Source organism: Cohnella candidum (genome assembly GCF_003713065.1).
Classification (GTDB): domain Bacteria; phylum Bacillota; class Bacilli; order Paenibacillales; family Paenibacillaceae; genus Cohnella; species Cohnella candidum.
The window spans coordinates 3,182,626-3,208,269 of record NZ_CP033433.1; the positions used below are offsets into that span (position 1 = coordinate 3,182,626).

Sequence of the window (25,644 nt, forward strand, 5' to 3'; positions counted from 1 at the left end):
GAATGACGCAAAAAGGACCCCGCTAGGGAGTCCTCTTTCTTACTGGCTGGCAACACCTATTTCAACAACGTGAGCAGCTTATACAGGATGACCGCGGCCTGCGCCCGGTTCGCCTGCGCTTTGGGCTCGAACTTGCCGTTGCCCATGCCTTGGATCAGTCCGCTCCGCTGCATGGCGCGAACCGCTTCGGCGGCGTAACCGGAAACCGCGGCCTGATCGGAGAATGCCGCCGCGGACGTTCCCGTCCCGAGGTCGGCTTTCAGCACTTCGGCAGCCTTGTAGATCATGACGGCCATGTCCTGTCTCGTGATCGGGTCGTTGATGCCGAAGGTGCCGTCCGACTTGCCCTTGACGATACCGAGCTGCTGCGCCGAAGCGATCGCGCTTGCGTACCAAGCGCCCGCTTTCACGTCGGCGAACGTGCTTTTCGCTTGATCGTCGATTAAATCGGCGGCGCCCATGAGCATCCGGATAAATTCGGCGCGGGTGACGGAACGGTTCGGCTGGAAAGCGCCGCTTCCGGTGCCGGCGATGATTTCCCGCGCGGCAAGCGCCTCGACGCTCTCTTGCGCCCATGCAAAGCCGGTCAAGTCCTCGAAGGAAATGCCGGCGTACATCGCCGCGTATTGGCTGAAATGCTCCGGCTTGAAGGTGACGGTTCCGGAAGAAGGTCGATAGCTGGCATTTTTGACCACTTCCGGCCTTCCGTCGCCGCCGATGAAGTAAGCGACGACCTGACCCGGGTGTTCCCCGGTCTTGAGCGTATAAGGGACCTCCACGGATATCGGCCGGCCATTCAGCGCGCCGAGAGCGACGCCGTCAACCGAAAGCTTGAAATCGAACACTTGCGCATTTCCGATGAGATTCCGTACGCTGCTCGTCAATGACGACGAGTCCACCTTGCCCGCCGTCAACGTCAGCTTCCGAGAACCGGAGGACAGCACGCCTCTCGCCGGATCGACGGGGATGGTCATCACCGCCAGCCCTGTGTCGACGACGATCTCGCGAATCCGTGCCCCTTCCTTCAGCACGATGTCGACGGGAAGAGTGACCTCGACGTTTCGGAACGATTGCCCGTTTTCCGGCCGCACCGAAATGCGAAGCTTTCCATTGGTCGCGGACTGAATCGCCTGCAGCACATCCGCTTGCCCAAGCTCGACGGCTAGCGCTCCGCCGGCATTGACCTGGCCATAGATCGAGAGGCTGCCGCTTCCGTCTCCCGGTTTGACCAGGACATTTGCTTGAAGCGCCGGGGAAAACTTGTCGGCCGTGACGTCGGCATGCACCACTTTAACCGAGGACAGCGTGAAGGCCGCAATTCCTGCCTTTCGCGCCTGGAAGGTGAACACGGCCAAAGGCTGGTCTCCGCCGACCCCGGCTATTTTCCCGACTTTCGTGAACGCGAAGGTCACCTTGTTCGAGGCCGTCACGGGAGTGATGGCAAACCCGGCCGATTCGCCCGCGTTCCCCTTGGGCAGTGCATTCCGCGCCGACACGAACGTCCACTTGTCCGAATCATAAGTTACGACCGCTTCATAACCGTATACATCGAGGAGCCCGGTTCCGCTAACCGTGAGTTGAACCGAATCGCCTGCGGTCACTTCCGCCCGGTCGGCACCGAGCCGAAAGGCCGTGTTCGCGGCATAAGCCGGAGAGTATGTAATACCCATCGCCGCCAGCATGGCCGCGAGGAAGAGCAGGGTCCACTTTCTCATGTTGCTTCAACCTCCAACGGAGTAAGGAGGAAGAGAAGTTGCTCTCTTCCTCCTACCGGAATCAGTTTCCGAGAATGAGACGGGCAATGAAGACCAGGTCTTGAATATCGACGACGCCGTCGCCGGTGACGTCGAATTTCGCGTCGGATTTGCCGTAGTTGGCGGCCGCCAGCGCCAGATCGCTCAGGCTGACGATGCCGTCACCGTTCAGGTCGCCCGGCACGGAAGGTATCGTGTAAGTGATTTGAACCTGAATCGGCGTTCCCGTTCCGGCCGGCGTTTCCGTCACGCCGTCGGACAAAATCGAACTGACGATTTGGAAAGCGCCGGTTCTCGTTTCCGTCAGCGGCTTGGCTTTCCAATCCAACCTCAGCACGTTGCCGTCCGCGGCAACCGCGTGCTCAGAGCCTTGGCTGGCCAGAAGGATCCGGACGAGGCCGGGGGTGTCGGATTTCAAACCGACGACGCTTACGCCGTCGATCAGGGAGTCGGCCCCCGCGAATTCGAACAGGCTCGGGTCATATTGGATTTGAATGTCCTGCGCGTACACCGCTTGGGTGACGCTGTTCAGCGCATAGGTCAGCGAGAACGCCGCGCCTGGGCTGACGTTCGCGGCACCCGAGAGCTGCGCCTTCACGCCTTCAGGAGACGCTGACGGTGCAATCGCAAGCGAATCGGTCACTTGGGCAGTCGCGCCGTCGGCGTCGGTGACCGTGATCGTAACCGTGTAAGGACTGGAGGCATCCGTTCCCGCTGCCGGCGTTCCGGCGATCTTGTTGGAGGCGGAATCGAAACTCAAACCTTCCGGAAGTCCCGTCACGCTCCAAGCATACGGCTCGGTTCCGCCCGCTGCGGCAAGCTGCAGCTGCTGCTCATAGGCGCTTCCCGCCGTACCTGGGGTCAACAAGGCGTCCGAGGAAGGGCTGACGATCGTCAAGACGTTCTCGGTCTGCGAAGCTTTGAGGCTGTCGATGCGCAAATCCGGGGCGTCGAAGACAACGTACACCGTATGCAGCCCGGAAGGCGTTTGGCTCACGTCCGCTTCCACGTCGATATAACCGAGCTCATTGACGGTTTGATCGGCTGCCGTCGGCATCGTATACGTGGTTTTGCCGGTAACCGGCACCGCAAAGGACGCGAACGGCGCTCCGCCGGGGGAATCCGCGCGAAGCGTGATGTTGCCCCCGCTTCCGTTCGTGCCGACTCTGGCCGTTAATTTTTTAGCGCCCGTGAAATCCGCTTTCGGGATGGCGACCCAAGAGCCGTTTCCTTTGGACGTGACCGCGTAATATTCTCCCGCGACTTTCTCCGCGCGCAGGCTCTCCACCGTACGGGCTTTGGATACTTCACGGTACGCGACGGATTGGGAAGCGAACGAATGGTCGAACACGTTGAATCCATCGGATGCTTTCACCGAAGCTAACTGGCCGCCCGCAATGTTGATCGTGCGGGCGAAGCGGATATCCTCCGAAGAATGTCCGACCATGAGCGTGTAAGAACCGTTTTCCACGATATAATCGCCGCGGTTGACGTCCCAGATCGCCAGGTCTTGGGGATCCACCGTGAGGTTCACCAGCTTGTGCTCACCGGCGGTCAACTGCACTTTCTCGTAAGCGACCAGTTTTTTCGAGGGCATGGAGCCGTCATAGGAGGAGCCGTTCTTCTTGGCATAAAGCTGGACGACTTCAGCCGTCGTGAGGTCGCCCTCGTTCGTGACCTCCACCGACACGTTGAACTTCCCGTTTTGGCTGGCCGTTGCCGGTGCGACGAAATCCTTGTACGTGAAATCGGCATAGCCGAGTCCGTAGCCGAACGGATAAGTGACCGGAGCGTTCGTGTACATATAGGTCAGCTTGGCTTCCGCCGGGTCTGCATTGAACATATCCTTCGTGTAGCGCGGATCCAATTGGCTCAGCGACGTGATCGCCGTGCTGCCTTCCGGGATCGAATAGGAATCGATCGACGGCAGGGCCGACATATCCGCGTACCAAGTGGCCGTCAGTCTGCCGGTCGGCGCGTAATCGCCGAACAGGACGTCCGTCAGCCCTTGAGCGTCGAACTCTCCGGCATACGGCTGCGTCACGATCGCGGAGACGTTCGGATCGTTCTGGATCTCTTTCAAAATGACCGGCGAGCTGGAGAGTACGACGACGATCGTCTTTTTGTTTTTGGCGGCGAAGGCGGCGGCCGTTTTATGGACGAGCGCGTAATCGTTCTCGCCGAGGTAAAGGCTGGGGCGATCGTTGCCCTCTGCCGCGCTGTTGCTCGGATGCGCGCCAACGAACACGAGCGCGTAGTCCTGCGTATCAGCCATGGCGGCGGCATCCGCGCCCGCTTCTTTCACGACCGTTTCCTTGAACTTCACGGCATCGGAGCGGTCGTTGAAGTTGGACAGATTTCCGATCGTGGACGCCGCGGCGGCGACATTGCCGTCCTGGCCCGTCGTGACGAACCGTCCGCTGAAAGCGCCGGTTTGGAAACCGAGTCCGTTCGCGACGAGGGAAATCGTATCGTCGCCGTTCTTCTCGACGCGGAGCTTGGGCGGAATGGTGCTGTTCGTGCCCAGGGAAGTCAGCGTCGACCAGTCGGGGCCGGTCAGCATCAAGGCTGCGGATTGTGTATTGCCGATGCTCGCTCCGTTGGCGTTCGGAGAAGTCACCCACAAGCCGTTGGCTTTGGCCTGCAAGCTGACGGCGTTCAGGCCCCAGTCGGCGATCTCGAATTGCTGGGCGTCGGTCAACGGGTTATCGCCTGCCGCGTAATTGGCGGCAAGTTGGCTGCCCGTGCCTGAGCCTGCGGTCAAATAGTTGCCGTTCAACTGGGATTTCAGCGCCACGACCTCGTTGCCGGTTGCGTATTGCACATTGCCGGCGCCGATCGTGTTGAGGATGGAATAGAGAGGCGTTTTGTTCGCGGTCGGAAGGTTCGTCGTTCCCGCCGAGTATTGGGCTTTCATCCTCATGTCGGCGTAGACGCCGAGAACGGCCGCTTTTTTGTTTTTGGCAAGCGGCAGCGCGCCGTCGTTGTTCTTGAGCAGGACGACGGATTCCCGGGCCGCTTGCAGCGCGACTTCTTGATGCGCCGGCGTGTTGAAACTGGTCAGGCTGGTGGAAACGTCCTTGGCTTGGTTGGCGAACGGGTAGTTCAAAGGCACGCCGTTCGCGTCGACTTCGTTGAAGATGCCGATCCGCACCAGTTGGTTGACCAATGGCCGGCCCGCATCCTGAACGTCCTTCAGCGTGATGCCGTACAAGCCTTCCTTGACCGCGTTGGCCAAAGTCACGACGTCGGTCTTATCGGTGCCGGAAGCCCGGACGGATTCCGAATGGGCCAGCACCATCAGAGCCAGCGCGTGCTTGCGATCCAGCGTGTATTGCGCGTCGTACCCGTTGCTGAAGCTGGTGTTGAAGAGATGGTTCTCCCCGTTGAAGTCCGGAGAGGAATACATCCCGAACCGGGCGATATGGTTGCCCAGGATCATGTACGGGGAAATGATGTTCGGCACGCCGTTCGTGCGTCCGAAAGAGGTCATCACGCCGGACACCGATCCCGAAGCCAGCCCCTTAAATGCGGACGGAGTCTGGTATTCGTAAATGGCGCGAGCGCTGGCGTTGTAGCTGGCGGATTGGCGGAACCACTCGGCAGAGTAGACCGAGAAATGCTTGGTCCCGACGACCGCTCGCTGCCAGAATCCGTTGTCGCTCACGTTTTGGTTCGTGCCGGCCAGCCCGGCGGCCATCCCGTCGATCAGCGTCCCGGAGAGAACGGGATCTTCCCCGTAGCCTTCCGGGAACCGGCCGTTCAGCGGATTGATCCGCATGTCCTGCAGCACCGTGAAAGCGATCGGCTTCGACTGGTTCGCCGCCGGTCCGTTATGGATGTTGGCCGTGCCTTGCTTCACGTTGAGCTGGCTGATTTTCTCGCTGCCCATGACTTGGCCCACCTGGGTGACCAGATCTTTGTTCCAGGATTGTCCGAGACCGATGAGAGCCGGGAAATCCGTGGACACGCCGTAAACGTTGTCCGCCGCGGCGAGGCCGCCGGGTACCGTCTTTCCTTTGTTCGGATTGTCGTCCATCACGAAAGTATAGTTGTCACGAATGCCCGTTGCGTACAGAGCGGCGCCTTCGAGTCCGATGTAATCGTAGTAAGCATCCACGAAAGCGTCCAAATGAGCCGGGTTGCCGTCGAACAACGGCATGCCGTCGAAGATGCCTCCCGTCTGCGTTTTAAATACGATCCCTTCGCTTGCGGAAACCTTGCCGGGATTCGCCTGGATCGCCACGCCAGCCGCTAATACCGCGGCAAGCACAGTCGTTAATGCCCGTTTTCCTATTCGCGCGTAAGTCTTGTTCATCGGTTCACCGTCCATTTTGAATTTTGCGTCTTGCCTAAAACCCCGACCTTGCGCGCATCCCCTCACTTCCATTTTCGATACGATATGGATCATCGTTAGTGTAAGCGGTTTCCCGAAATCGCGGTAAGTGCCTGAAAATTTAGGTTTTGTCCTGATTTTTTGGAAACGACAGGATATGAAAAAAAGACCGCAGCAGCGGTCTCTTCGTTCGATATAATCAACCATTTTACGACTATATTCATCGCAAACGGATGATCTTGTCATGTCCCGTCAAAAGCCGGACAAATACGTTACAAAATGTTACGTATCCTCGATTTATGTCTCCTTGTCCGAATACTGCGGCAGCAGCAAAGAGAACTGCTTGGCCAGGAATTGCGGCGTGTACGGCATGTCCTTCCGAAGCCATGCCACGATCGTACCGATCAACGCGGCCGAAAAATACCAAGTCGCGATATCTTCACGCACGCCGGCCTTGATGAGATAAGAGTCGTTTTTCATCGCCTCCACTCTCGTCTCCATCATTTTCGTCAACAGCTGCAGCAAACGGTCGGTGAAGATCGGCGTCCGTTTCGAAGCGAGAACGACTTTGTAAAATTTCGATTGTTCGGCGATATGTTCGAGCAGGCTCACCATGGCCTGCCATCTCGCTTCCGAATCGGCATTCGGATCCTCCGGCGCTTCGCCGACGATCCGTTCGATATGCGCGATCATCTCGTCCGCCATCTTCTCCAGCATGTCGGGAATGTCCCGGTAATGCAGATAGAAGGTCACGCGGTTAATGGTCGCCTTCTCGGCGATCTTGTTGACCGACAGCTTCTCGATATCCATTTCCTGCAGCAGTTCCACGAAGGCGTCGCGAATCAATTGTCTCGTGCGGAGGATGCGGGGATCCGTCGTCTGCTTCTTGGGCTCCATGGTGACCTTATCCTTTCGTCTCTCGTATAGACTACAATTTCTCCGATCGGCGTCGTATATGAGCGGGTTCAGCGACACCTTTGATTCCAAGTGTTGATTAACCTACACTTTCGGGTGATTCCGTCGATTGTAAACCGGCCGATTCCGCTTATAATCTAATTTATACAATGTCAACTATACAACACGTTGTAAATTTAGTCCATGAGCAGGACCGAAAGGATGAAGGCTTGTGAGCAAGGAACTGAAAGAGCAGTCGATCAGGAAAGGGCCTATTTTGTTCATCATGATTTTGGGCGCTTTTCTCGCGACGCTGAACCAAACGGTCATGAGCGTGGCCGTACCCGAATTGATGCACGATTTCAGCATCACGGCGGCGACGGCCCAGTGGCTGACGACGGGTTACATGCTGGTGAACGGGGTTCTGATACCGATTACGGCCTTTTTCATGCAGCGGTTCTCCACGCGCCAGCTGTTCCAAACTTCCATGTTGATTTTCCTCGTCGGTACGATCGTGTCGGCTGCCGCGACGAACTTCCCCGTTCTGCTGACGGGCCGCATGATCCAGGCTGCCGGCGCCGGCATCATCATGCCGCTGCTGACGAACGTGATTTTGACGCTGTTCCCTCCCGAGAAACGGGGAGCCGCGATGGGCATGGTCGGTTTGGCGATCATTTTCGCCCCCGCGATCGGGCCGACGCTCGCCGGTTACATTTTGGAAAACTACAAATGGGAAACGATGTTCTACGGCATGATTCCGCTGGCGCTCATCGTCATTCTGTTCGGCTTCATCTATTTAAGAAACGTATCGGAACGCGTCGCAACCAAAATCGATATGCTCAGCGTCATCCTCTCCACCGTTGGGTTCGGTGCTCTGCTGTACGGCTTCAGCCGGGCGGGCAGCGAAGGCTGGTCAAGTGCGGAGGTCGACTTGTCCATTGCCGGCGGCATCGTCGCGCTGGCCCTGTTTACCTGGCGCCAGCTGGTTTCCCGGAATCCGCTGCTCGATCTGAGGGCTTTCAAGTACAACATGTTCTCGTTAACGACCGTCATTAACATCGCGGTCACGATGGTCATGTACGCGGATATGATGCTGCTTCCGCTGTATTTGCAGACGGCGCGCGGGTATACCGCCCTGGAGTCCGGTCTGCTATTGCTCCCCGGCGCGCTGGTGATGGGCTTCCTGATGCCGGTCACCGGAAGGCTGTTCGACCGGTTCGGAGCCAAATGGCTGTCCGTCATCGGATTGGTCATTACGATCGTCACCACTCTCGGCTTCATCGACTTGACCGATTCGACGAGCTACACCTATCTGGTGCTCATGTCGACGGGACGGCGGATCGGGATGGCGTTGCTGTTGATGCCTTTGCAAACGGCCGGCTTGAATCAATTGCCCGCCAGGCTGAACGCGCACGGCACGGCGATCTCCAACACGATCCGGCAAGTGGCCGGCGCCGTCGGAACTTCGCTGCTCGTAACGGTCATGACGAATAGAACCGCAACTCACCTGACGGACATGGCTGCATCCGGAGCGGCGAAAGGCGCCACGAAGGAACACTTGATCACGGAAGCCTCCATTCAAGGGATCAACGACGCTTACGTCGTCATTATCGGGATCGGCATCCTCGGTCTGGCGCTTTCCTTCTTCATTAGGAAGGTGGCTCAAGCCTCCGAAGAAGCGGCGCCGAAACCGTTGGAGAAGCTGCAAGTCAAAGAAGCGTGATAAAAGGGTGCGAGCTGGCAGCGGTTTGATAACCGTTGCCGGCTTTTTTGCGTCATTTCGTGGTAGAGTGGTAGAAACGGAAGGTTTTGGAGGTGTCTGTCTTGGAACCTTGGCAAGCCGATTGGATCACCGATCCCGAGTTCGCGGAGCTGCAGCCGATTCCCATGCTGCATAAGGAGAATGATCCGCCGCCGGAGGGTGCGTTTTCCCATCCGGAGCATTTGCGCAACCGGCACGCGTATTTTCGGAAAACGTTCGATCTGGAGACGCTGCCGAAACGGGCCATGCTTCGAATATCGGCCGACGATTACTATAAGCTGTACGTGAACGGCCGCTTCGTCGGACAAGGACCTGCGCAAGGCTATCCGTTTCATTATCCTTTTAACGAATGGGATTTGACGGGATTCCTCATCGGTGGGCGCAATGCGATTGCCGTTCATGCGTATTACCAAGGGCTCGTCAATCGGGCGTACAATAGCGGCGATTTGCGCATGGGGATGATCGCCGAGCTGCGCACGGAGCAAGGGCTTCTTCTGGTCTCCGACCCCACTTGGAAATTCCGCCGGGCCGAGCAGTTCAAGTCCTCGGGAACCGTCGGCTACGACACGCAGTTTTTGGAGAATATCGATCAAAGGCTTTGCCTGCCGAATTGGCAGGCTCCGTCCTTCGCCGATGAAACATGGGGGTTCGCCGCCGTTAAACGGGATGCGGATTACGTGCTCGTCCCTCAGAGTACGCCCGCTCTAAGCGTATACCGCAAAGCTCCGGCAAGCGTGCACCAAGTGGCGGATGGGCATTATCGGATCGATTTCGGCGAGGAAGTGACGGGACAATTCGAAATGAAAGCCCGCGGCGAGCCCGGACAGCAAGTCGAGTTGTTTTACGGCGAGGAGCTGGAGTCTGACGGCCAACGCGTGAAGTACGAGATGCGGTGCAACTGCCGGTATGCGGAAACCTGGACGTTATCGGGCGGAGACGATACGCTGGAGCCGTTCGAATACAAAGCGTTCCGGTACGTTGAGGTGATCGGACCGGCAAGCGCGATCCGGCCTGACAGCTTTGCGGCGATCGTCCGCCATTATCCGCTGGATGAGGAAGCTTGCGTATTCGAATCCGAGGACACGCTGCTGCAGCGAATCTGGGACATCAGCAAGCTTGGCGTTCAGCTGTGCGCGCAGGAAAATTACGTGGACTGCCCTTCTCGCGAGAAAGGGCAGTACTTGGGCGATAACACGGTGATCGGCCACACGCATCTATATATCAGGGGAGATTCACGGCTTTTCAAGAAAGCGATCCGCGACTTTGCGCTGTCCGCGCAGGTATGCCAAGGACTGCTCGCCGTTGCGCCGGGGAACTACATGCAGGAAATCGCCGATTTCTCGCTGCAATGGCCGATGCAGCTGCTGAACTATTATCAGTACAGCGGCGATATCGAGTTCCTCCGGGAAATGCATCCGGTCGCTGAAGGCGTCTTATCTTATTTCCGCAAATATGCGAGGGAAGACGGACTTCTTGAGAATGTCCGGGAAAAATGGAACTTGGTCGACTGGCCCGAAAATTTGCGGGACGGCTATGATTTCCCTTTAACCCGCCCTGTGGGCGACGGCTGTCACAACGTCATCAATGCCCTATATTTGGGCTGCATCCAAACGGTTCAAGCCATTCGCGACATTCTCGGGATCGCTTATGTCGATGTATTGCCGGCCCTCAAGGAGTCTTTCCTTGCGGCCTTCTACCGGCCGATCGCCAAATCGTTCGCGGATTCGACGGAGTCGGACCACGCATCGCTGCACGCCAACATTTTTCCGCTGCTGTTCGGCATTGCGCCTGCCGAGTCGGTGGACGCCATCGTTTCGCTGATCGAGCGGAAAAGATTGAGCTGCGGCGTGTACATGTCCTATTTTCTGCTAAAGGCTCTCGCCGCCCACGGCCGAACCCGGCTGGTTTATGAACTCATCACTTGCGAAGATGAACGCTCCTGGGCGAACATGGTTCGGGAGGGGGCGACCTCGTGCTTCGAGGCGTGGGGGAAGGAACAGAAGTGGAACACCAGCCTGTGCCACGGCTGGGCGAGTGCCCCTATCCCGCTGTTGATCGAGGAAGTCATCGGGCTGAAGCCGATTCAACCGGGCTGGAGCGAGATCCGATTCGCTCCTGACATCCCGGAAGGCATGAAGGATTTCCGCCTTCGGTTTCAGACGCCGAACGGTACGATCCAAGTGGAGTACACGCAAGGCAAGCTCTTACTGCAAACTCCGGAAGGCATTCCCGTGATTCATGTTCAATAAGTCTATGGCGTCAAAAAACCCTTGCCTGCGGCAAGGGTTTTTCTTCATATTTGCCGGCATGGGCAAGTGACATCATGGATGCCGTTACATACAGATAATGAAGGGGGTGAACCGATGTATCAACCGTATCCGTACTACCTATATCCGATCGATAGACCCTACCCGACCGTCGATATCTCCATGTTCCAGCAATCGGTAACCGCCTATCAACAAACCCTCCGTGAAGCCGGTACGATTTTGAATAAACTTGCCGAGCCGCAGTTCGCCAGGCTCCTTATGTCCGCGGCGCAAGCCGGAAACCGCAAGGAAGTCGACCGCATAATCCGAACGATCGGCACGCGAACGCCGATCGAAACGCAGTACACGCCAACCGGCCTATCCCTGACTCTTCACGCTCAACCCGCAGACCTCTCCTGCTGTACGTTAACGATGTACCTGAGATGGGGACGGTAAAGTCCGCCGGTTCTGAAATGAAGAAAGAGGGGAACGTTGTCCCCCTCTTTCTTCATTTTTAGCACTTCTAGCTTTCTAAAAACAAACGGTACACGATCACCGCAGCCTGCGCCCGGTTCGTACCTGCACGCGGCGCGAACGCGCCGGAGCCCGTTCCGGCAACGATACCGCTGTCGTGCAACGCGGTGACCGCGTCTTTCGCATATGGCGCGATATCATTCGCATCCCCGAATGCCGCGGAAACCTGCGTTGGATCCAGTCGGATTCCTAGCTTGATCGAGGCTTGATAAGCCATCACCGCCATATCTTGACGGCTGATCGGGTCATTGGCTCCGAAGCTGCCGTCTGGCCGCCCTTGCACGATTCCGAGGCTCCGAGCCGATGCCAATGCCTTCCCGTACCATGCTCCCTTCGGCACATCCTTGAAGGCCGGAACTTCTCCCGACGCGTTTAAATCGAACAGATTCGCCAGCAGGGCAATGAACTCGGCGCGCGTCACGGAGCTCCCCGGACGAAAGTGTCCGTTACCGTCTCCGGAAGCGGCGCCTCTCGCCGCCATCGCTTCGATCGCGTCCGCCGCCCAGCCGTATCCCTCCAAGTCCTTGAACGCGGCCTGGGCGCCGGCTGCCGCGTACGTGCTGAAATGCTTCGCCTTGAACGTAACGCGGCCCGTCGACGGATCGTACTTGCCGTTTTTCACGGTTTCGAGCTTTCCTTGATCATCCACGTAGTAAACGACGACGGATCCGGGTTTCTCGCCGGGCTTGAGCGCATAGGGCACCGATACCGTGACTTCATGGCCCCGGAAATCGGAAATCTTCTCATCGTCCAGCGTCAGATTGAAATCGTAGACGACGGCCCCTTGTACCCGTTTCCGCGTATCCTCGGGTAACGCCGCGGGATCTACGGACGCCACTGACAACGCGAGAACGGAGTCGGAACCCGCCTCATGGCCGGTAAGCAGCTTCGTATCGATCGTTACCGCGGCAAGCCCGGTATCGACGCGAATCGCCTGCACGCCCGCCCCGCTCCCGGACAAGATCGGTCCCGCCGGAAGAACCGCTTGCACTTTTTTGGCATCGCCCGAAGGAATCACCGCAATGTTGACGATCCCTCCGGAGCTTTGCTCGATCGCGGATTTCAGATCTGCCGATTTGACCGTTACCGAGACGGATCCGACCGAACCGACGGAAGGCTTCAGGGTGACGGTTCCCTTGGTTACTTCGGCCGGCGGTTCGGAAGAAACGGGCGGAGGACTCGAGCCTCCGTTGCTTTCTTGCGGCAAATCGGCCGTTTTCTCCAGTTGGACCTGGTCCAGGAAGCCCCAGTATCCCGCGCTGCCTTGAACGGTAAACGAGAGGGCAGCCGTCCCGTCCGTCACCTTGATGTTCGGAATGCGGGTTTCTCCCCAAATATCGTGAAAGAATTCCGCCGTCTGCCCTTGGTTCAGCACGTTCGCGGACAACGCGGAAGAGGGAGTGGAGGCCGAAAGCGTCAGCGTCGCGGCGGCCGGATCCGATACCGCCCTGCCCGAAGCGTTCAGCGAATAGTTCGTCTGACCCGCCGACCGCGCGGACAACGTGTAAATGCCGTTCGCCAATCCCGTGACTTTCTGCGTCAAAGTGAAGGCGTAGCCGTTCTGCGACCAATAGCTGAAGAAGCCGCTTCCGGTGTACACGGTACCTCCCCCGGCATTCTGCACCGGTTGGAAGGCATACGCGTTATCCGTGACGGATACGTCTTTCAACGTCCAAGCTCCCAACTGGTTGGGCTGCTCGAATCCGCCGTCCGGCACGAGGTACGGCACCGTCGCGTTATCGACCCGGATATTCAAAGTACGGACTTCGCTGTTCCGATATCCCGGCGCCGACGCCGACGCCTTCAAGACGGTGTTGGCGGAAACCCGGATGGGACCGGTATAAACGAGCGTTCGGCTGGCCGAAGGAGAATAGCCGGGGTCGCTGCCGTCCAGCGTGTAATAGATCGTCGAGTTGCCGGTCGGCGCCGTCAGCGTCACCGGAGATCCGGCCGGCAGGACGGCCGGGTCCGACAGCTTCTGTCCGCCGGACGCCGCGGTGACCGGCTGAGTTTGGGTGCTGGCGCTGGATGCGGGGGGAAGGCCGAAATACAGATCGTCGACGTCGCCCCACGCGCCGGCGATTCCGTTCACGTTGACGCCGAGAGTGACATGTCCGGAGGTCACCGAAACCGGCATTTCATAATGCAGCCAATTCGCCCATCCTGCCGGCTTCGCGTACACGGTCTGGGTGACGGTCGGATCGTTCGCGTCAAAGCCCGATGCATACAGGTAAGGCACGGGGTTCCCGCCGAGAGCGTCCCCCATCACCCAAGCGGAGAATACATAGTCGCCGTCCGCCACGCCGTTTAACGTTTGCTCCACTTTCGCATCGGCATAATCGGAACCGTACCAGTAGTGGATGGCGCTGCTGCCGCTGTGCGGATTGGAGCCGCCGGCCTTCGGACCGGCCACGCTCCAGTTGGACACCGTCCAACCGGTCGCGCCGTTTTCCAAGCCGGGGTTCGCGATCAGGTTCGGCGGCTGCGCCGGCGTTACCGTCACGACGGCCTTCGCCGCTGCCGGATCGCCGTTGATCGTGCCGACCGCCGTATAGACGCCCGGCTCCGTCAGATTCACGGACGAAGAATCCCATGCCGTCACCGGAACATCGCCATAGCGTCCGTCCGAAAATTGCCCTTTCACCGTGGAAGGCAGGTTTAAGGAATTTCCGGCCTGCACCGTCACGAGCGCGGGATCCGCCTTCACGAACTGAGCGGCCGGGGGATTCTGATTCCCGCGCACCAGGTTAAACACGTCGATCGACGGAAGCGCTCGCCCCGTATAATCGAACAGCGCCTGATTCTCCCATCCGCTGCCCTGCCCGGCTATCCATCCCGTATCGTTCCCCGGCAGCCAGTCGGCCCCCCAGTAGAACAGCCCCATTCCCTTGCCGCCGGGCACGCTCGCGATATTCTGGATCATGTCCCGGAGCATGGCCGCCTGCCCTTGCGGCGTCGGCGCGTAGCCCGCGGTATATGCGCTGTCCTGATCGAAGTTGTTGATCGTTTCGTCGCCGGGCTGCAAAGTCCAGGCATAGGCAGTCTCCGCTACGATTACGGGCTTGTTATATCGGCTCGCCAATCCGCTCAGGATAGCGGCGTTCTGCTGCATCGTGCCGTGCCAGTAAGGATAATCGGAGATGCCGATGATATCGAAATCGACGGTCGTCGCTCCCGTTGTCCACTTATCGAAATCGTACGTGAACGTACCGAGCGAGCCGCTGGAATTGCCCGCGAGGTGTATTATGATTTGAATCGCGGGGGAGACGGCTCTGACGGCTTGCGAAGCCCGCTGCAGCAACGGAGCCGCCTTGTCCGCGTTATTCCCGTCCGGCCAGAGCAGGCCGCCGTTGATTTCGTTGCCGATCTGCACCATGTCCGGCAAGACGCCTTCGGCCTTCATCGCGTTCAGAACCTGGGTCGTATAAGCGGAGACATCGTCGAGAAGCTTGTCTCCGGTATCGTTCGCCCAAGCCTTCGGCTTGTTCTGTTTGCCCGGATCGGCCCAGAAGTCGCTGTAATGGAAGTCCAGCAGCACCTTGACGCCGTTCGCCTTAGCCTGCTTGGCGATGGCGATATTGTTGGCCAGATCGGTATTGCCGCCTCCGATCGGCGCTCCGAACGCATCCGTCGGATCCACCCAATTACGCAGGCGGATGTAATTCACACCGTGCTTTTTCAGTACCTGGATGGCATTCATCTCGGTACCGTCCGTATCGTAGAATTTCTTGCCCGACTTCTGGATCGCATCCAGCTCCGACACGTCGGCTCCCATGACGAAGTCGGAACGCTGGCCGTTCTGCAGCTCGGCCACCGGCGCGACGGCAACCGTCTCGGACGCGGCTGCCGATACCCGGGGCATATTCACACCTGCGGGATATATAGACGCTAACAACAATACGGGCAGCACTCGAACGGCCATCGATCGAAACAATCCAACTCGCTTCATGAACGTTTCTCCTCCCCCTCTTGAACTGCGGTTTCAGCTTCCCGACCCCTGGTTTTCATTCTAAAAAAATACAGAGCCGGACAACATGGAGGGAATCTACGAAAACGCATACAAAATCACCTCCGTCCGATTAAATTCCGACGTACCGAGAGATTCGGCAACAAAAAAACCCTTGCCTTGGCAAGGGTTTTACAAACTAAATTTCTTCAATACGGACCGTAATTCCACTGATATCCTCACTGTGACGGCCTGCCATGATTTGAAACTCGCCCGGCTCGAACACCGGATCGGAGGACGAATCCGCGTAAAAGGAGAGCATCTCTTTCGTGATCTTCAAATGCAGCGTCCTTTTTTCTCCGGCTTGCAAGCTTACCTTTTCGAAATGCTTCAATTCTTTCACCGGACGGCTGACGCTCGCCGCGATGTCGCGTATGTACCATTGAACCGTTTCCGTGCCGCCGACGGAAGATACGTTTTCCACTTGAACGGATGCCGTGAGCGCATCCTCCGAGAGGCTCAAGCCGGAATATTCGAATCGCGAATAGCTTAAACCGTACCCGAACGGGAAAAGCGGCGAATTGGACGAATCCAGGTAGGAAGAGACGAAATCCTTATCCGATTCCGACTTCTGAGGCCGCCCCGTATTCAATCGGTTATAGTACACGGGAATTTGGCCGATGGAACGCGGGAAGCTCATCGATAATCGCCCGGAAGGATTATAGTCTCCGAACAGGACGTCCGCCAGCGCGTTTCCGGATTCGTTGCCAAGAAACCAGGCTTGCACCAAAGCGGCGGAACGAGCTTCCGCTTCTTCCAATACCAAAGGTCTGCCGCTGAAAACGATCATGATCAATTTCTTGCCGGCCTCGGAGAGCGCTTCGATCAACTTGCGTTGATTCGGAGAAAGGCGCAATTCGGTTTTGCTGCAAGCTTCGCCCGTGTCCTCCATATGCTCGCCGACAGCGACGATGACCGTTTCGCAATCCCGGAGCGTATCGACGGCGTCCGCGACTTCGTCCTTTACGTCTCCGCCGTTTCTGATTCTCTCCAATTCCCCGGTCATCGCCGTTACGATCTCGACCCCGGGAGCCGCTTGTATCAAGCCTTCCTTAAGCGACACGCATTCTTCCGCTTTCCCCAGCGCCCACCATCCCCCGAGTACCTTTCGGGACTCCGCAAATGGACCGGCTAAGCCGATCTTCCCCCGTTTGGCTAAAGGAAGTACGTCTTCGTTTTTTAACAGCACGATGGATTTCCGAGCCACGTCCCTGGCGATCCGCCGATGCTCGGGACTTAAATTGACTTCTTCCGATTTGGCCGGATCGCAATCTTTATACGGATTTTCGAACAAACCGAGCCGGTCCTTCAATTCGAGAACGCGAATTACCGATTGGTCGATCAGCGCTTCGTTCACTTCGCCTGCGGCGACCAGCTGTTCCAACTCGTTCAAATAATGCGTGGACATCATCTCGATATCCAGCCCGGCCGTTACGCTTTTGTACGCGGCTTCTTTGCCGTCGGCCGCAACGCCGTGACAAATCACTTCGTCTATGGAGTTAAAGTCGGATACGACGGCACCGGCAAACTGCCATTCTTTCCTTAACACGTCCCGCAAAAGCCACTTGTTCACCGTTGCCGGTATGCGCTCAACCGTATTGAAGGAGGTCATGGCCATCAGCGCGCCGGCGCGCACCGCTGCCAGATAGGCAGGAAGATGATATTCCCGCAATACGCCTCTGGACAGATCGACGGTGTTATAATCCCGACCTCCTTCGGCCGCACCGTAACCTGCGAAATGTTTAAAGCACGCCCCCACCTTCTCCGGCGAACGCGGATCGTCCCCTTGAAAGCCTGCGACCATCGATTCGACGAATCGGGCATTGAGATAGGTGTCCTCGCCCGGGGATTCCATCACTCTTCCCCACCTGGGGTCTCGAACCAAATCGCCCATCGGAGCATACGTAACGTGAATGCCCATATAGGCGCTTTCTCTTGCCGCGACGGCCGCGCTTTGTTTGACGGCTTCCATATCGAAGCTGCATCCCATAGCAAGCGGAATCGGAAAAACCGTACGCAAACCATGCGTAACGTCGCACAGGTTCATCAGGGGGATCCCATAGGGGTTTTCCTCCAAATGCTTGCGCTGAAGCCGAATGAACTTGGAAGCGTCGTAAACGCCAAGCACGCTTCCCACGTGCTTCATGTCATCCGGTTTCAGCTGTTTTTCTCCTAAAGGTCCCGTTAAATCCATGTCTTCTTCAAGACCGAAAAAGAGCGGCGTCAATTGGGTCATTTGCGCGGCTTTTTCCCGCAAGGACATTCTTTTCACCAATTCCGCGATAAACGGTTTCGTCATCTGCACACGTCCTTACTTTACTTCGAATACAAGTTGTACATCACGACGGCTGCTTGCGCTCTCGTTAGATGGCCTTTCGGATCGATCTTGCCCCCGCTGCCCTTTAAGATGCCGGCCTTTGCCAGCGACGCCATGCTTTCCACCGCATATCCGGAGACCGCAGCCGCATCCTTGAACGAAGCCAGATCCTTGAGCGTTCCTTGAGTCGGGAATCCATTCGCAACGATCAACGCTCGTACGGTAAGAGCAGCCATTTCCTCTCTCGTGATCGATGCATTCGGCTTGAACCGGCCATTCCCGTCTCCATAGGCAATGCCAAGCTTCTTGGCGACCGCGATCGAAGCGGAATAAGGGGCATTCCGTTCGACATCTGCGAAGCTCACATCCGAACTTGTGTCTGCCGCCAGATTAAGGGTCTTGATCAATGCATCGACGAACTCCGCTCTCGTAATGTTGGCAGCAGGGTTGAACTTACCGCTTGAAGAGCCTTCCATAATACCTTTAGCTGACACAAGCCGAATCGCTTGCTGTGCCCACGCGAACTTCGCGATATCCGTAAACGATACGGCTTGGTAGGCAACCGCGTATTGGCTGAAATGCGTCGTCCGGAACGTCACTTCGCCGGTTGCCGCATCGAATTTTCCGCTGGGTACGGCATGAAGCGCACCTTGGCCATCGATATACCAGACCGTAATTTGATCGGGATTCGCAAGCTCTTGCGCGGTTGGCGTGTAAGCGAGCCGAACCATGACAGGCGCGTTCGGATTGCTCCAAGCGACCGGATTACCGTCAACCGTTGCCTGCAAGTCGATGACCGGTCTGTTCCCGATCCGCGACTTCGTGATCGGATCCAATCTTGAAATGTCCGCAGGCGCCATCGTCAGTCCCACATGCTCGTGACCGTGAAGGTCAAGCGTGCCGAACATTTCGGTCGTCATGAAAACCGTTCCTGCCGGCGTGACGACTTCCAGGCGAAGGTCCGTCTTCCCGGATTCGAAAATGCCCGTCGGGAGCTCCATGCGGTATTCCTTCGCCTCCTGGGAAGCTTCCACGGCCAACTGAATCGTCTTTACGCCGGAAGCATCTGCGGCAGCTTGCGAGATCGCCTTTTCTACCGTCGCGGCATCAATCGCTGCCGTCGCCGTACCATCCTTCAAGACCGGTTTCAACGCCACCTTGCCTTCTATCGGCACGGGTTTTTCAGGCTGCGTCGGCGTAGTGTTCGGCGTCTGATTTTGCCCGCTACCGGCTCCTGTCGTCACTTCCACGGTGTTGCTGGCCGCCGAGACGTTACCCGCCGCATCCTTCGCGGACACCTTGAATGTGTACGCGGTGCCGGCGCGGAGTCCCGTGACCGTGTATTGCGTTCCGGTTACCGCAGCGATTTTCGTCGCGCCTTGGTAGACGTCATAACCGGACACGCCCGCGTTATCCGTCGATGCCGTCCAAGTCAGGACAACGGAAGACGCCGTTACATCGGAGGAGCTGACGAACGGCGCGGTTGGCGCCTCCGTATCCGGCTCCGGATCCGGTCCAGGGTCAGTGCCTTCCGTCTTAATTTTCAAGTAGTCGATAATCACGTCGGAATCGCCCGGATCGCGCTGGATCTTCACCGTCGCTCCCGCCGGAATGTCTACGGGAACCGTTACCTCTTGGTAATTCCCCGTCCAGCCGCCCGTATTGCCGAATGGAATATCGGCCTTCTTATTGCCATTCACATACAAGCTTAAGTGACGTCCCGCTTCTCCGCTGGAATACCCGACCACGACGCGGTTGCCTGCCGCGGTATTCGGGAATTCGAGGTAGCTGCCTTCACCCCAGATGAAATGGACGGCTTCGCCGTTCGAAGCCGGTCCGTCGTTGAACGCGGAGGTATAATGCCCATCCGCATCCACGCCGAACAGATTCGAATATTCCGCTTCATACTTATCGGAGACAAGCATGTCTACAAGGTTCACGGCAACATCCGGATCGCCGTCGTCCTGCAGCTTCACGCTTACGCCTGACGGAATGCTCAGCTTGAATTCCTTCGCGCCGGAATTGCCGTTCGTATTCGGGAAGGTAACCTTTTGCTTGAATTGGCCGTCTACATACAAGCTCATGAGCCCATCCGTCGTGCTCGTGTACTTTACGAGCAGCGCTTGGCCCGCCGCCGTGCTCGTGATCTCCATTCCGTTCTCGACCGTCTGGCCGTTGTCCGTGTAGATGCTGACGTTATCCAAGCTGACCGGATTTTCGCCCGGGTTCGCTTCGAAGACGAGCTTCAAGGCCTCGCCATTACCAATCTGAACAGGCACGGAAACCGTTGCATACTGGCCCGTAAATCCGCCTGTGCTGGGGAACGATATTTTCTTCTTCGCTCCGCCGGCATACAAATACAGCGTACCGGCATCTTGACTCGCATAGCGGATCGTCACCGTATTGCCCGCGATGACATTCCGAAAATCAACGCCGGAAGCCGGAGTATTAATGCCGCCTACGGCCAAGCCGCGATTGCCGCCCGCATCCGCGGACACATACGCGCTTCCCAGCAAGCTTGCGTCTTCCGCCTCGTAAAGCCCTTGAACCTCGATATAGTCGATGTTGACTTCGCTGTCTCCTTGGTCCTTCTGAAGCTTTACTTCCGCACCTTCAGGGATCGTAACCGGAACCGTAATGACGTTATAATGGCCGTCCCATCCGCCGTTTTCGTACGCCGGGAATTCGACGCTCCGCTGCTTCGTTCCGTTGATGTAAAGCGACAGCTTACGCGTATTGGCATCTCCGCTTGCATAGGCGATCTTCAGCGATGTACCTGCCTCAACGCCGGGAAATACGAAGGAGCCCGTTCCATTATCCGGTGCCCAAAGATGCGCGGCCGCTTGGCCGTTGGAAGCCGCGGCATCCTGGATGGCCATCGGCTTATGGCCGTCATCCGATTGGCCGTTCATTCCCGCGTATTCCGCTTCATACTTGCCCGATACCCGAATGTAATCCAACTCTGCGCCCTCCGCGAAGCCTTCATTCTTCAGCGTCACGCTCGCGCCTTTCGGAATATGCACCTTCGCTTCAACCGTAGCGAACGCCCCGCCTTCCGTTGCCGGGAGCGAAACCGTCTGATTCGGCTGTCCGTTCACGTACAGCTTCAATTGCTTGGCAGACGCGTCAGTCGTGGCATATCGGATCAGCACGGCACGGCCGACGGACAGGTCCTTGAACTCCACCGATCCTCCGTCGCCGATCGGGCCAACCTTCCACCCGCCGGATAAGTTCTCGTCCGCGGCGACATCCGCGCCGTCAAGAATACCGTTCTCAGCCTCATAGGTTTGGTCGGCAGCATAAGTACCCAAGGCTTGGATAGAGTCTAGGAACGCGGTACCGTTCCAAGTATCGCCGCTGTCGCGCTTCAGCTTCACCGTTGCGCCCTTCGGAATCTCCGCGTTCACCGTGACGACGCCATACTGCCCGTCTGCCGCCGCAGGGAAAGCAACCGTCTGCTTCTTCATTTCGTTCACGTACAAGCTCAGCGTGCCTTCGCTGTCGCTCTTGTAGCGAATAGCCAAGCTGCCGCCCGCGTTCATGCCCGGGAACTCGACCGCGGAGCCATCCGTCTCAAGCCCGCCGACAGCCAGGCCATAACCGGCGCCGGCATCCGCAGCAATCGCCGCGGAACCGTACCGATTCGCGTTCTCCGCTTCGCGCTGCTTGTCGCGGACCTCGATATAGTCGATCGGAGCCGTATGGTCGGTTTGCTTCGTGTTTTGCAGCTTCAATACCGAGCCGTCGGCAACCGGGAGCTCTGCGCCCGCGATCTTGTAGTTGCCCCACGAACCGGTATACGGCATGACGATGTCCTGCACGTAGTTGCCGTTCAGGATCAAGCCGAGCTGGCCGTTCGTGTTCGGATTCTCGCCCTCGGAATATCGAACGAACACCTGATTTCCGCCCCGGACGGACGGGATTTCGACGCCGTCGCCGATGTCGGCGAAAGCCCACGCCCAGTAGTTGCCCGACTGGCCGTTCGGCTCTTCCACGGCATGGTACCATGTTCTCGAATTCCCGAAGAAATTGCCGTTCTCCGCTTCATAAACGCCGGTCAGCTTGATATAGTCGAAGTGAACCGGCGTGTCGCCCGCACCGTCGTTCTGCAGCTTGATTTTCGAGCCGAACGGAATGTCGACATCCACGATGCGCTCAGCGAACGGCCCGCTCCAGCTTCCGGTCGGATCGAACGTGACTTTCTGCGAAAACGCGTAAGGTTCTCCGGGCTTCGCGATATAAAGGCTGTATTGTCCGGCGTTTTCCGCCGTATAGCCGATCGCGAGACGGTTCGCTGCTTTCACATGGTCGAATTCTACGGATGCGCCGGTTTCACCCGTCGCGATCACTTGCCGGCCGTTCGAAGCGGTAGAGTTCGCGCCTTCGTCGTGCGCCTCCGCGCTTCCGCCGAGCACGGCAGCCTCTGCCTCCAGCTTATCGGAGAAGCTTGCGTAATCGATGACGAGCGAAGCGTCCGCCGCGTTCGCGGCTTCCTTCCTCACGATGATTTGCATGCCGTCGCGGATATAAGCGTTAAGCGCCGCCGTCCGGTATACGCCTCCGGTAGCCGGCAGCTTCAGCACGCCCAGCTCATCGGTCCGATATACGGATGCGTCGTCTACGTCGTCTCTGTATTTCGCGTACACCGTCAGCTCCGCGGCCGCATCGGATTTATACCGCACGACAAGAGAGCTGGCGCCGTTCTTGTTCAAGAAGGAGATAAAACCGCCATCATTTCCGAAGCCGCCCATTCCGACGCCTCCTGAAGCGCCGGTGTCATTTACCAAGCTTACGTCGTCGGATTTCGCAAAAAAGTTCTCCGCTTCTTGAATGCCGGTCACGTCCATATTGTCGATACGGACGCGGCTTCCGCCGTTCTCGTAAGCGAGCTTAACGGTTGCGCCGGACGGAATATCCGCATCCACGACACGGGTATTGTATTGGCCCTTCCATTTGCCGATCGACGGGAAGACGACGTCCGTCTTCTCCGCTCCGTTCACATAGAGAGCCAGCTTGCCGGCTCCGTCCGCCGCGTAACGGATCAGCAGCTTATTGCCTGCCTTCACGTTCGCGAACTCCACGCCGTCTCCCGTTTGACCCACGTCGGCGCCCATGCCGCCAGATGCCGCAGCGTCCGCGTAAGTGACGGTTCCTCCGATCAGATTCGCCGTCTCCGCCTCATTCTTCTCGATGACGGTGAAAGAATCGAGCGTAACCGCGCTGTCTCCGGAATCGTATTGGAGCTTTAGCTTCGCGCCCGCCGGAATGTCGACGTTCACCGTCGAGATTCCGTAAGCTCCCGAAGCCGTAGCCGGGAAGGAGATGCGGGTCAGCTTCCGATCGTTCACATACAGGCTCAGCTGAGCATCGCTTGCTGCCGTATAGCGGACTTGCAGCTGGCTTCCTGCCGCTGCGTTGCCGATTTCAAGCGCCGCTCCCTGGCTGCCCACAACGGCCTCCGCGCCGCCCGAAGCATCCGCCCCGTTCTGGACGGCAGCGCCGCCGGACATGACGCCGGACTCCGCTTCATACCAGTCGATGCTGGAGACCGCATCGAGCTGCAAGCCAGCCGCGTTGTTGTTGCCGTTGCGCTGAATGACGATCGTCGCGTCATTCGGAATCGCCTCGTTGATATAAATATCCTTGAACGTGTCCGAGCTGCCCGTCGAAGGGAATACCGCATCGAAGGCTTTGCCTCCCATATAGACGGTCATGCTTGCGTCCTGCGTGCCGGAGTAGCGGATCCGCAGCTGCTTGCCGCTTTGCACGCCGCTGAATACGGCCGATGCGCCGACAGTATCGAAATTCGTTGCGACGCCGTTGCCGGAAGCTTGAACGTTCGTCTGCCCTTGGGCACCGTTATATAAACCGGACGCATACTCCGCCTCATATTGGCCGCTCACTTGAACATAGTCGATATTCAGGTCGCCCGCTGCAGCCACATCCCGCTGCAGACGCAGCTCAGCACCTGCCGGCATTGAAACCGGAACGACTGCCGTAACATAGCTTCCTTCGCCCGTCATCGCGTTTGTCGATTCGAAGCTGACGTTCCTTACAAGCTTGCCGTTCACATACAGTCCGAGCTGCGCATCGCTCGCGGAAGCATAGCGGATATGCAGCTGCGTTCCTGCCTTCACGCCGCCTGCCGGAAACGCCACATAGCTGCCTTGATCCGCCGGCAATGTGACGCCTTGGCCATTGGAAGCTGCGGTATCTGTATACGAAACACCGTTCGTATCCGTCCCGACTTCCGCTTCGTAGTTCGTATGTACGAACATGCTGTCGACCTTTACGGCTCCGTCTCCGGCATCCCGGAGAAGCTTTACGGAGCCGAGAAGCGGAGTATTCACCGGAATATAAAGCTCCGTCCAATCCGCTGCCGCCGGAAAGGCGACCTTCTTGCGGAGTAACCCGTTCACGTAGAGGCTGAGCGTCGTCGCGCTGTCCGCCTGATAACGGACATTCAACGCATTCCCTGCATTGACGTTAAAGAACTCTACCGCCATGCCTTCCTGCGCCAGCTCTACCATCCGTCCGCCGGACGCGGCACTATCCTCCGAATAGGCGGAATCGATCTGCTCGCCGTTCTGCAGTTGGAGCGTCTGCTGCGGATCCTCCGCTTCCACCGTACCCGTATTCGGGTAATCGAGCGTCCAGTCGCTGACGGACAGCGGAGTCCCCTCTTCCTTATACAGGTTTTGCGCGAAATAGAGCGTACCTCTCACGTTGAAGGATTGGCCGCCGGTTTTGCCGTCGCGATAGAAAGCCGTCGTCGCCTTGAGCGCCATCTGCTTGGCTTGCACCGTACGGACGAGACCGGCCGTCTGGTTGTTCGGCTTGCCCTCGTTGAACGCCATCGTGTGGAAGCCGTATTCGATGATTTTCGGCTCGGTCGGATATTGCGTCATGAACCGGTCCATTCCTTGCTGCAGCCGCGGCGCATTGATGAGCACCGAAGCCGGAGCCGTCTCATCGGGCGGGTTACCGACCGGATAGCTGTAGTTGTTGAAGAAGTAGCCGTCCGCCTTATGCTCGATGTTGGCGTAGGAAGGCGTGTTATACGCGAAATCCCACCCGTAGAAGACGCTCAAATACAATTTCGCCTGCTCAGGCCCGCCGAGAATGTCCCGCAAGCGGTGAATGAGATCGTCCGCGTAATTCACCTGGCTGGTCGACCAGTCCGGATTCGCGCGTCCGTCCGCGTACGTCCCGTTCTTGAAATGGTCTGCGACCGCGCCGTCGTCTACCGGCATATTCACTGCGAAATAGGCGACGTCCTTCAAACGATCATGGGTTACCAAATAATCCAGCAAAGCCGTATAGCCGTGAACGGAATCGTCCGTGTTGTAATGCGCGATGACCTGTTTCGCATCGGTATGGTTGTCATCGTTGTAATCCCAATCGAACGTGTTCGCATCATACGTCTCGATCCGGATAATCGCCTTCTGACGGTTGCGTTCGAGCTCTTCGAACAGCGCATTGCGGTCGGCAACCGACATATGGACGATATTATAGAAGCCGATCGCATTCACGTGCGAAACTTCCTTCATTCTCTTGAAGTCGAACGCGATTCTTTCCCTGAAGTTGACATCGGGATAAAAAATATAAGTGCTGCCGCTGATCGCGCCATCCGGGTTCGCGTATAGATCGACGAACGAGTCGTCATAAGGCGTTACCTCTCCCGTGATGACCGGTACTGCTGCGGATACGCCGGTTGCCGTCCCTATCACGCCGGCGAGGCTCGAGCTCAGCAGGAAGAAAGCCAGTAAAAAGCCGGATACTTTTCTATGCATAA

9 protein-coding genes are annotated in these 25,644 nt (G+C 57.8%); 3 read left to right on the forward strand and 6 right to left on the reverse strand.

Annotation, left to right across the window (positions count from 1 at the left end; genetic code table 11):
• Window positions 1-56: 56 nt before the first annotated feature.
• The 3 genes from EAV92_RS14675 to EAV92_RS14685 form a co-directional block, all read right to left on the reverse strand.
• Window positions 57-1,715: an S-layer homology domain-containing protein gene (locus tag EAV92_RS14675; RefSeq protein ID WP_123041800.1), complete on the reverse strand. Its 1,659-nt coding sequence runs from the start codon at window positions 1,713-1,715 to the stop codon at window positions 57-59.
• Window positions 1,716-1,776: 61 nt separating this feature from the next.
• Window positions 1,777-6,072, reverse strand: coding sequence for a glycoside hydrolase family 3 C-terminal domain-containing protein (locus EAV92_RS14680; protein WP_123043741.1), 4,296 nt, complete (start codon window positions 6,070-6,072; stop codon window positions 1,777-1,779).
• Window positions 6,073-6,387: 315 nt separating this feature from the next.
• Window positions 6,388-6,987, reverse strand: coding sequence for a TetR/AcrR family transcriptional regulator (locus EAV92_RS14685; RefSeq protein WP_123041801.1), 600 nt, complete (start codon window positions 6,985-6,987; stop codon window positions 6,388-6,390).
• A 283-nt stretch (window positions 6,988-7,270) separates the two neighbouring features.
• Between EAV92_RS14685 and EAV92_RS14690 the strand changes: the two genes are divergently transcribed.
• The 3 genes from EAV92_RS14690 to EAV92_RS14700 all read left to right on the forward strand — a co-directional run bounded on the left by EAV92_RS14690 (window position 7,271) and on the right by EAV92_RS14700 (window position 11,448).
• Window positions 7,271-8,707: a DHA2 family efflux MFS transporter permease subunit gene (locus EAV92_RS14690; RefSeq protein WP_123043742.1), complete on the forward strand. Its 1,437-nt coding sequence runs from the start codon at window positions 7,271-7,273 to the stop codon at window positions 8,705-8,707.
• Window positions 8,708-8,799: 92 nt separating this feature from the next.
• Complete coding sequence (locus EAV92_RS14695; RefSeq protein WP_241158277.1) at window positions 8,800-10,995, forward strand: family 78 glycoside hydrolase catalytic domain; 2,196 nt, start codon at window positions 8,800-8,802, stop codon at window positions 10,993-10,995.
• Between the two features lie 114 nt (window positions 10,996-11,109).
• Window positions 11,110-11,448 (forward strand): YuzC family spore coat inner layer protein, encoded by a 339-nt coding sequence (locus tag EAV92_RS14700; protein ID WP_123041802.1) that lies wholly within the window; start codon window positions 11,110-11,112, stop codon window positions 11,446-11,448.
• A gap of 67 nt (window positions 11,449-11,515) precedes the next feature.
• Here EAV92_RS14700 and EAV92_RS14705 read toward each other — a convergent pair whose 3' ends face one another.
• From EAV92_RS14705 to EAV92_RS14715, 3 genes are all read right to left on the reverse strand, one after another.
• Window positions 11,516-15,475: a glycosyl hydrolase 53 family protein gene (locus tag EAV92_RS14705; RefSeq protein WP_123041803.1), complete on the reverse strand. Its 3,960-nt coding sequence runs from the start codon at window positions 15,473-15,475 to the stop codon at window positions 11,516-11,518.
• Window positions 15,476-15,671: 196 nt separating this feature from the next.
• Window positions 15,672-17,831 (reverse strand): beta-glucosidase BglX, encoded by a 2,160-nt coding sequence (gene bglX, locus EAV92_RS14710; protein WP_123041804.1) that lies wholly within the window; start codon window positions 17,829-17,831, stop codon window positions 15,672-15,674.
• A 17-nt stretch (window positions 17,832-17,848) separates the two neighbouring features.
• Window positions 17,849-25,642, reverse strand: a complete 7,794-nt coding sequence (locus EAV92_RS14715) for a carbohydrate-binding domain-containing protein (RefSeq protein ID WP_123041805.1) — start codon at window positions 25,640-25,642, stop codon at window positions 17,849-17,851.
• Between the last annotated feature and the right edge of the window lie 2 nt (window positions 25,643-25,644).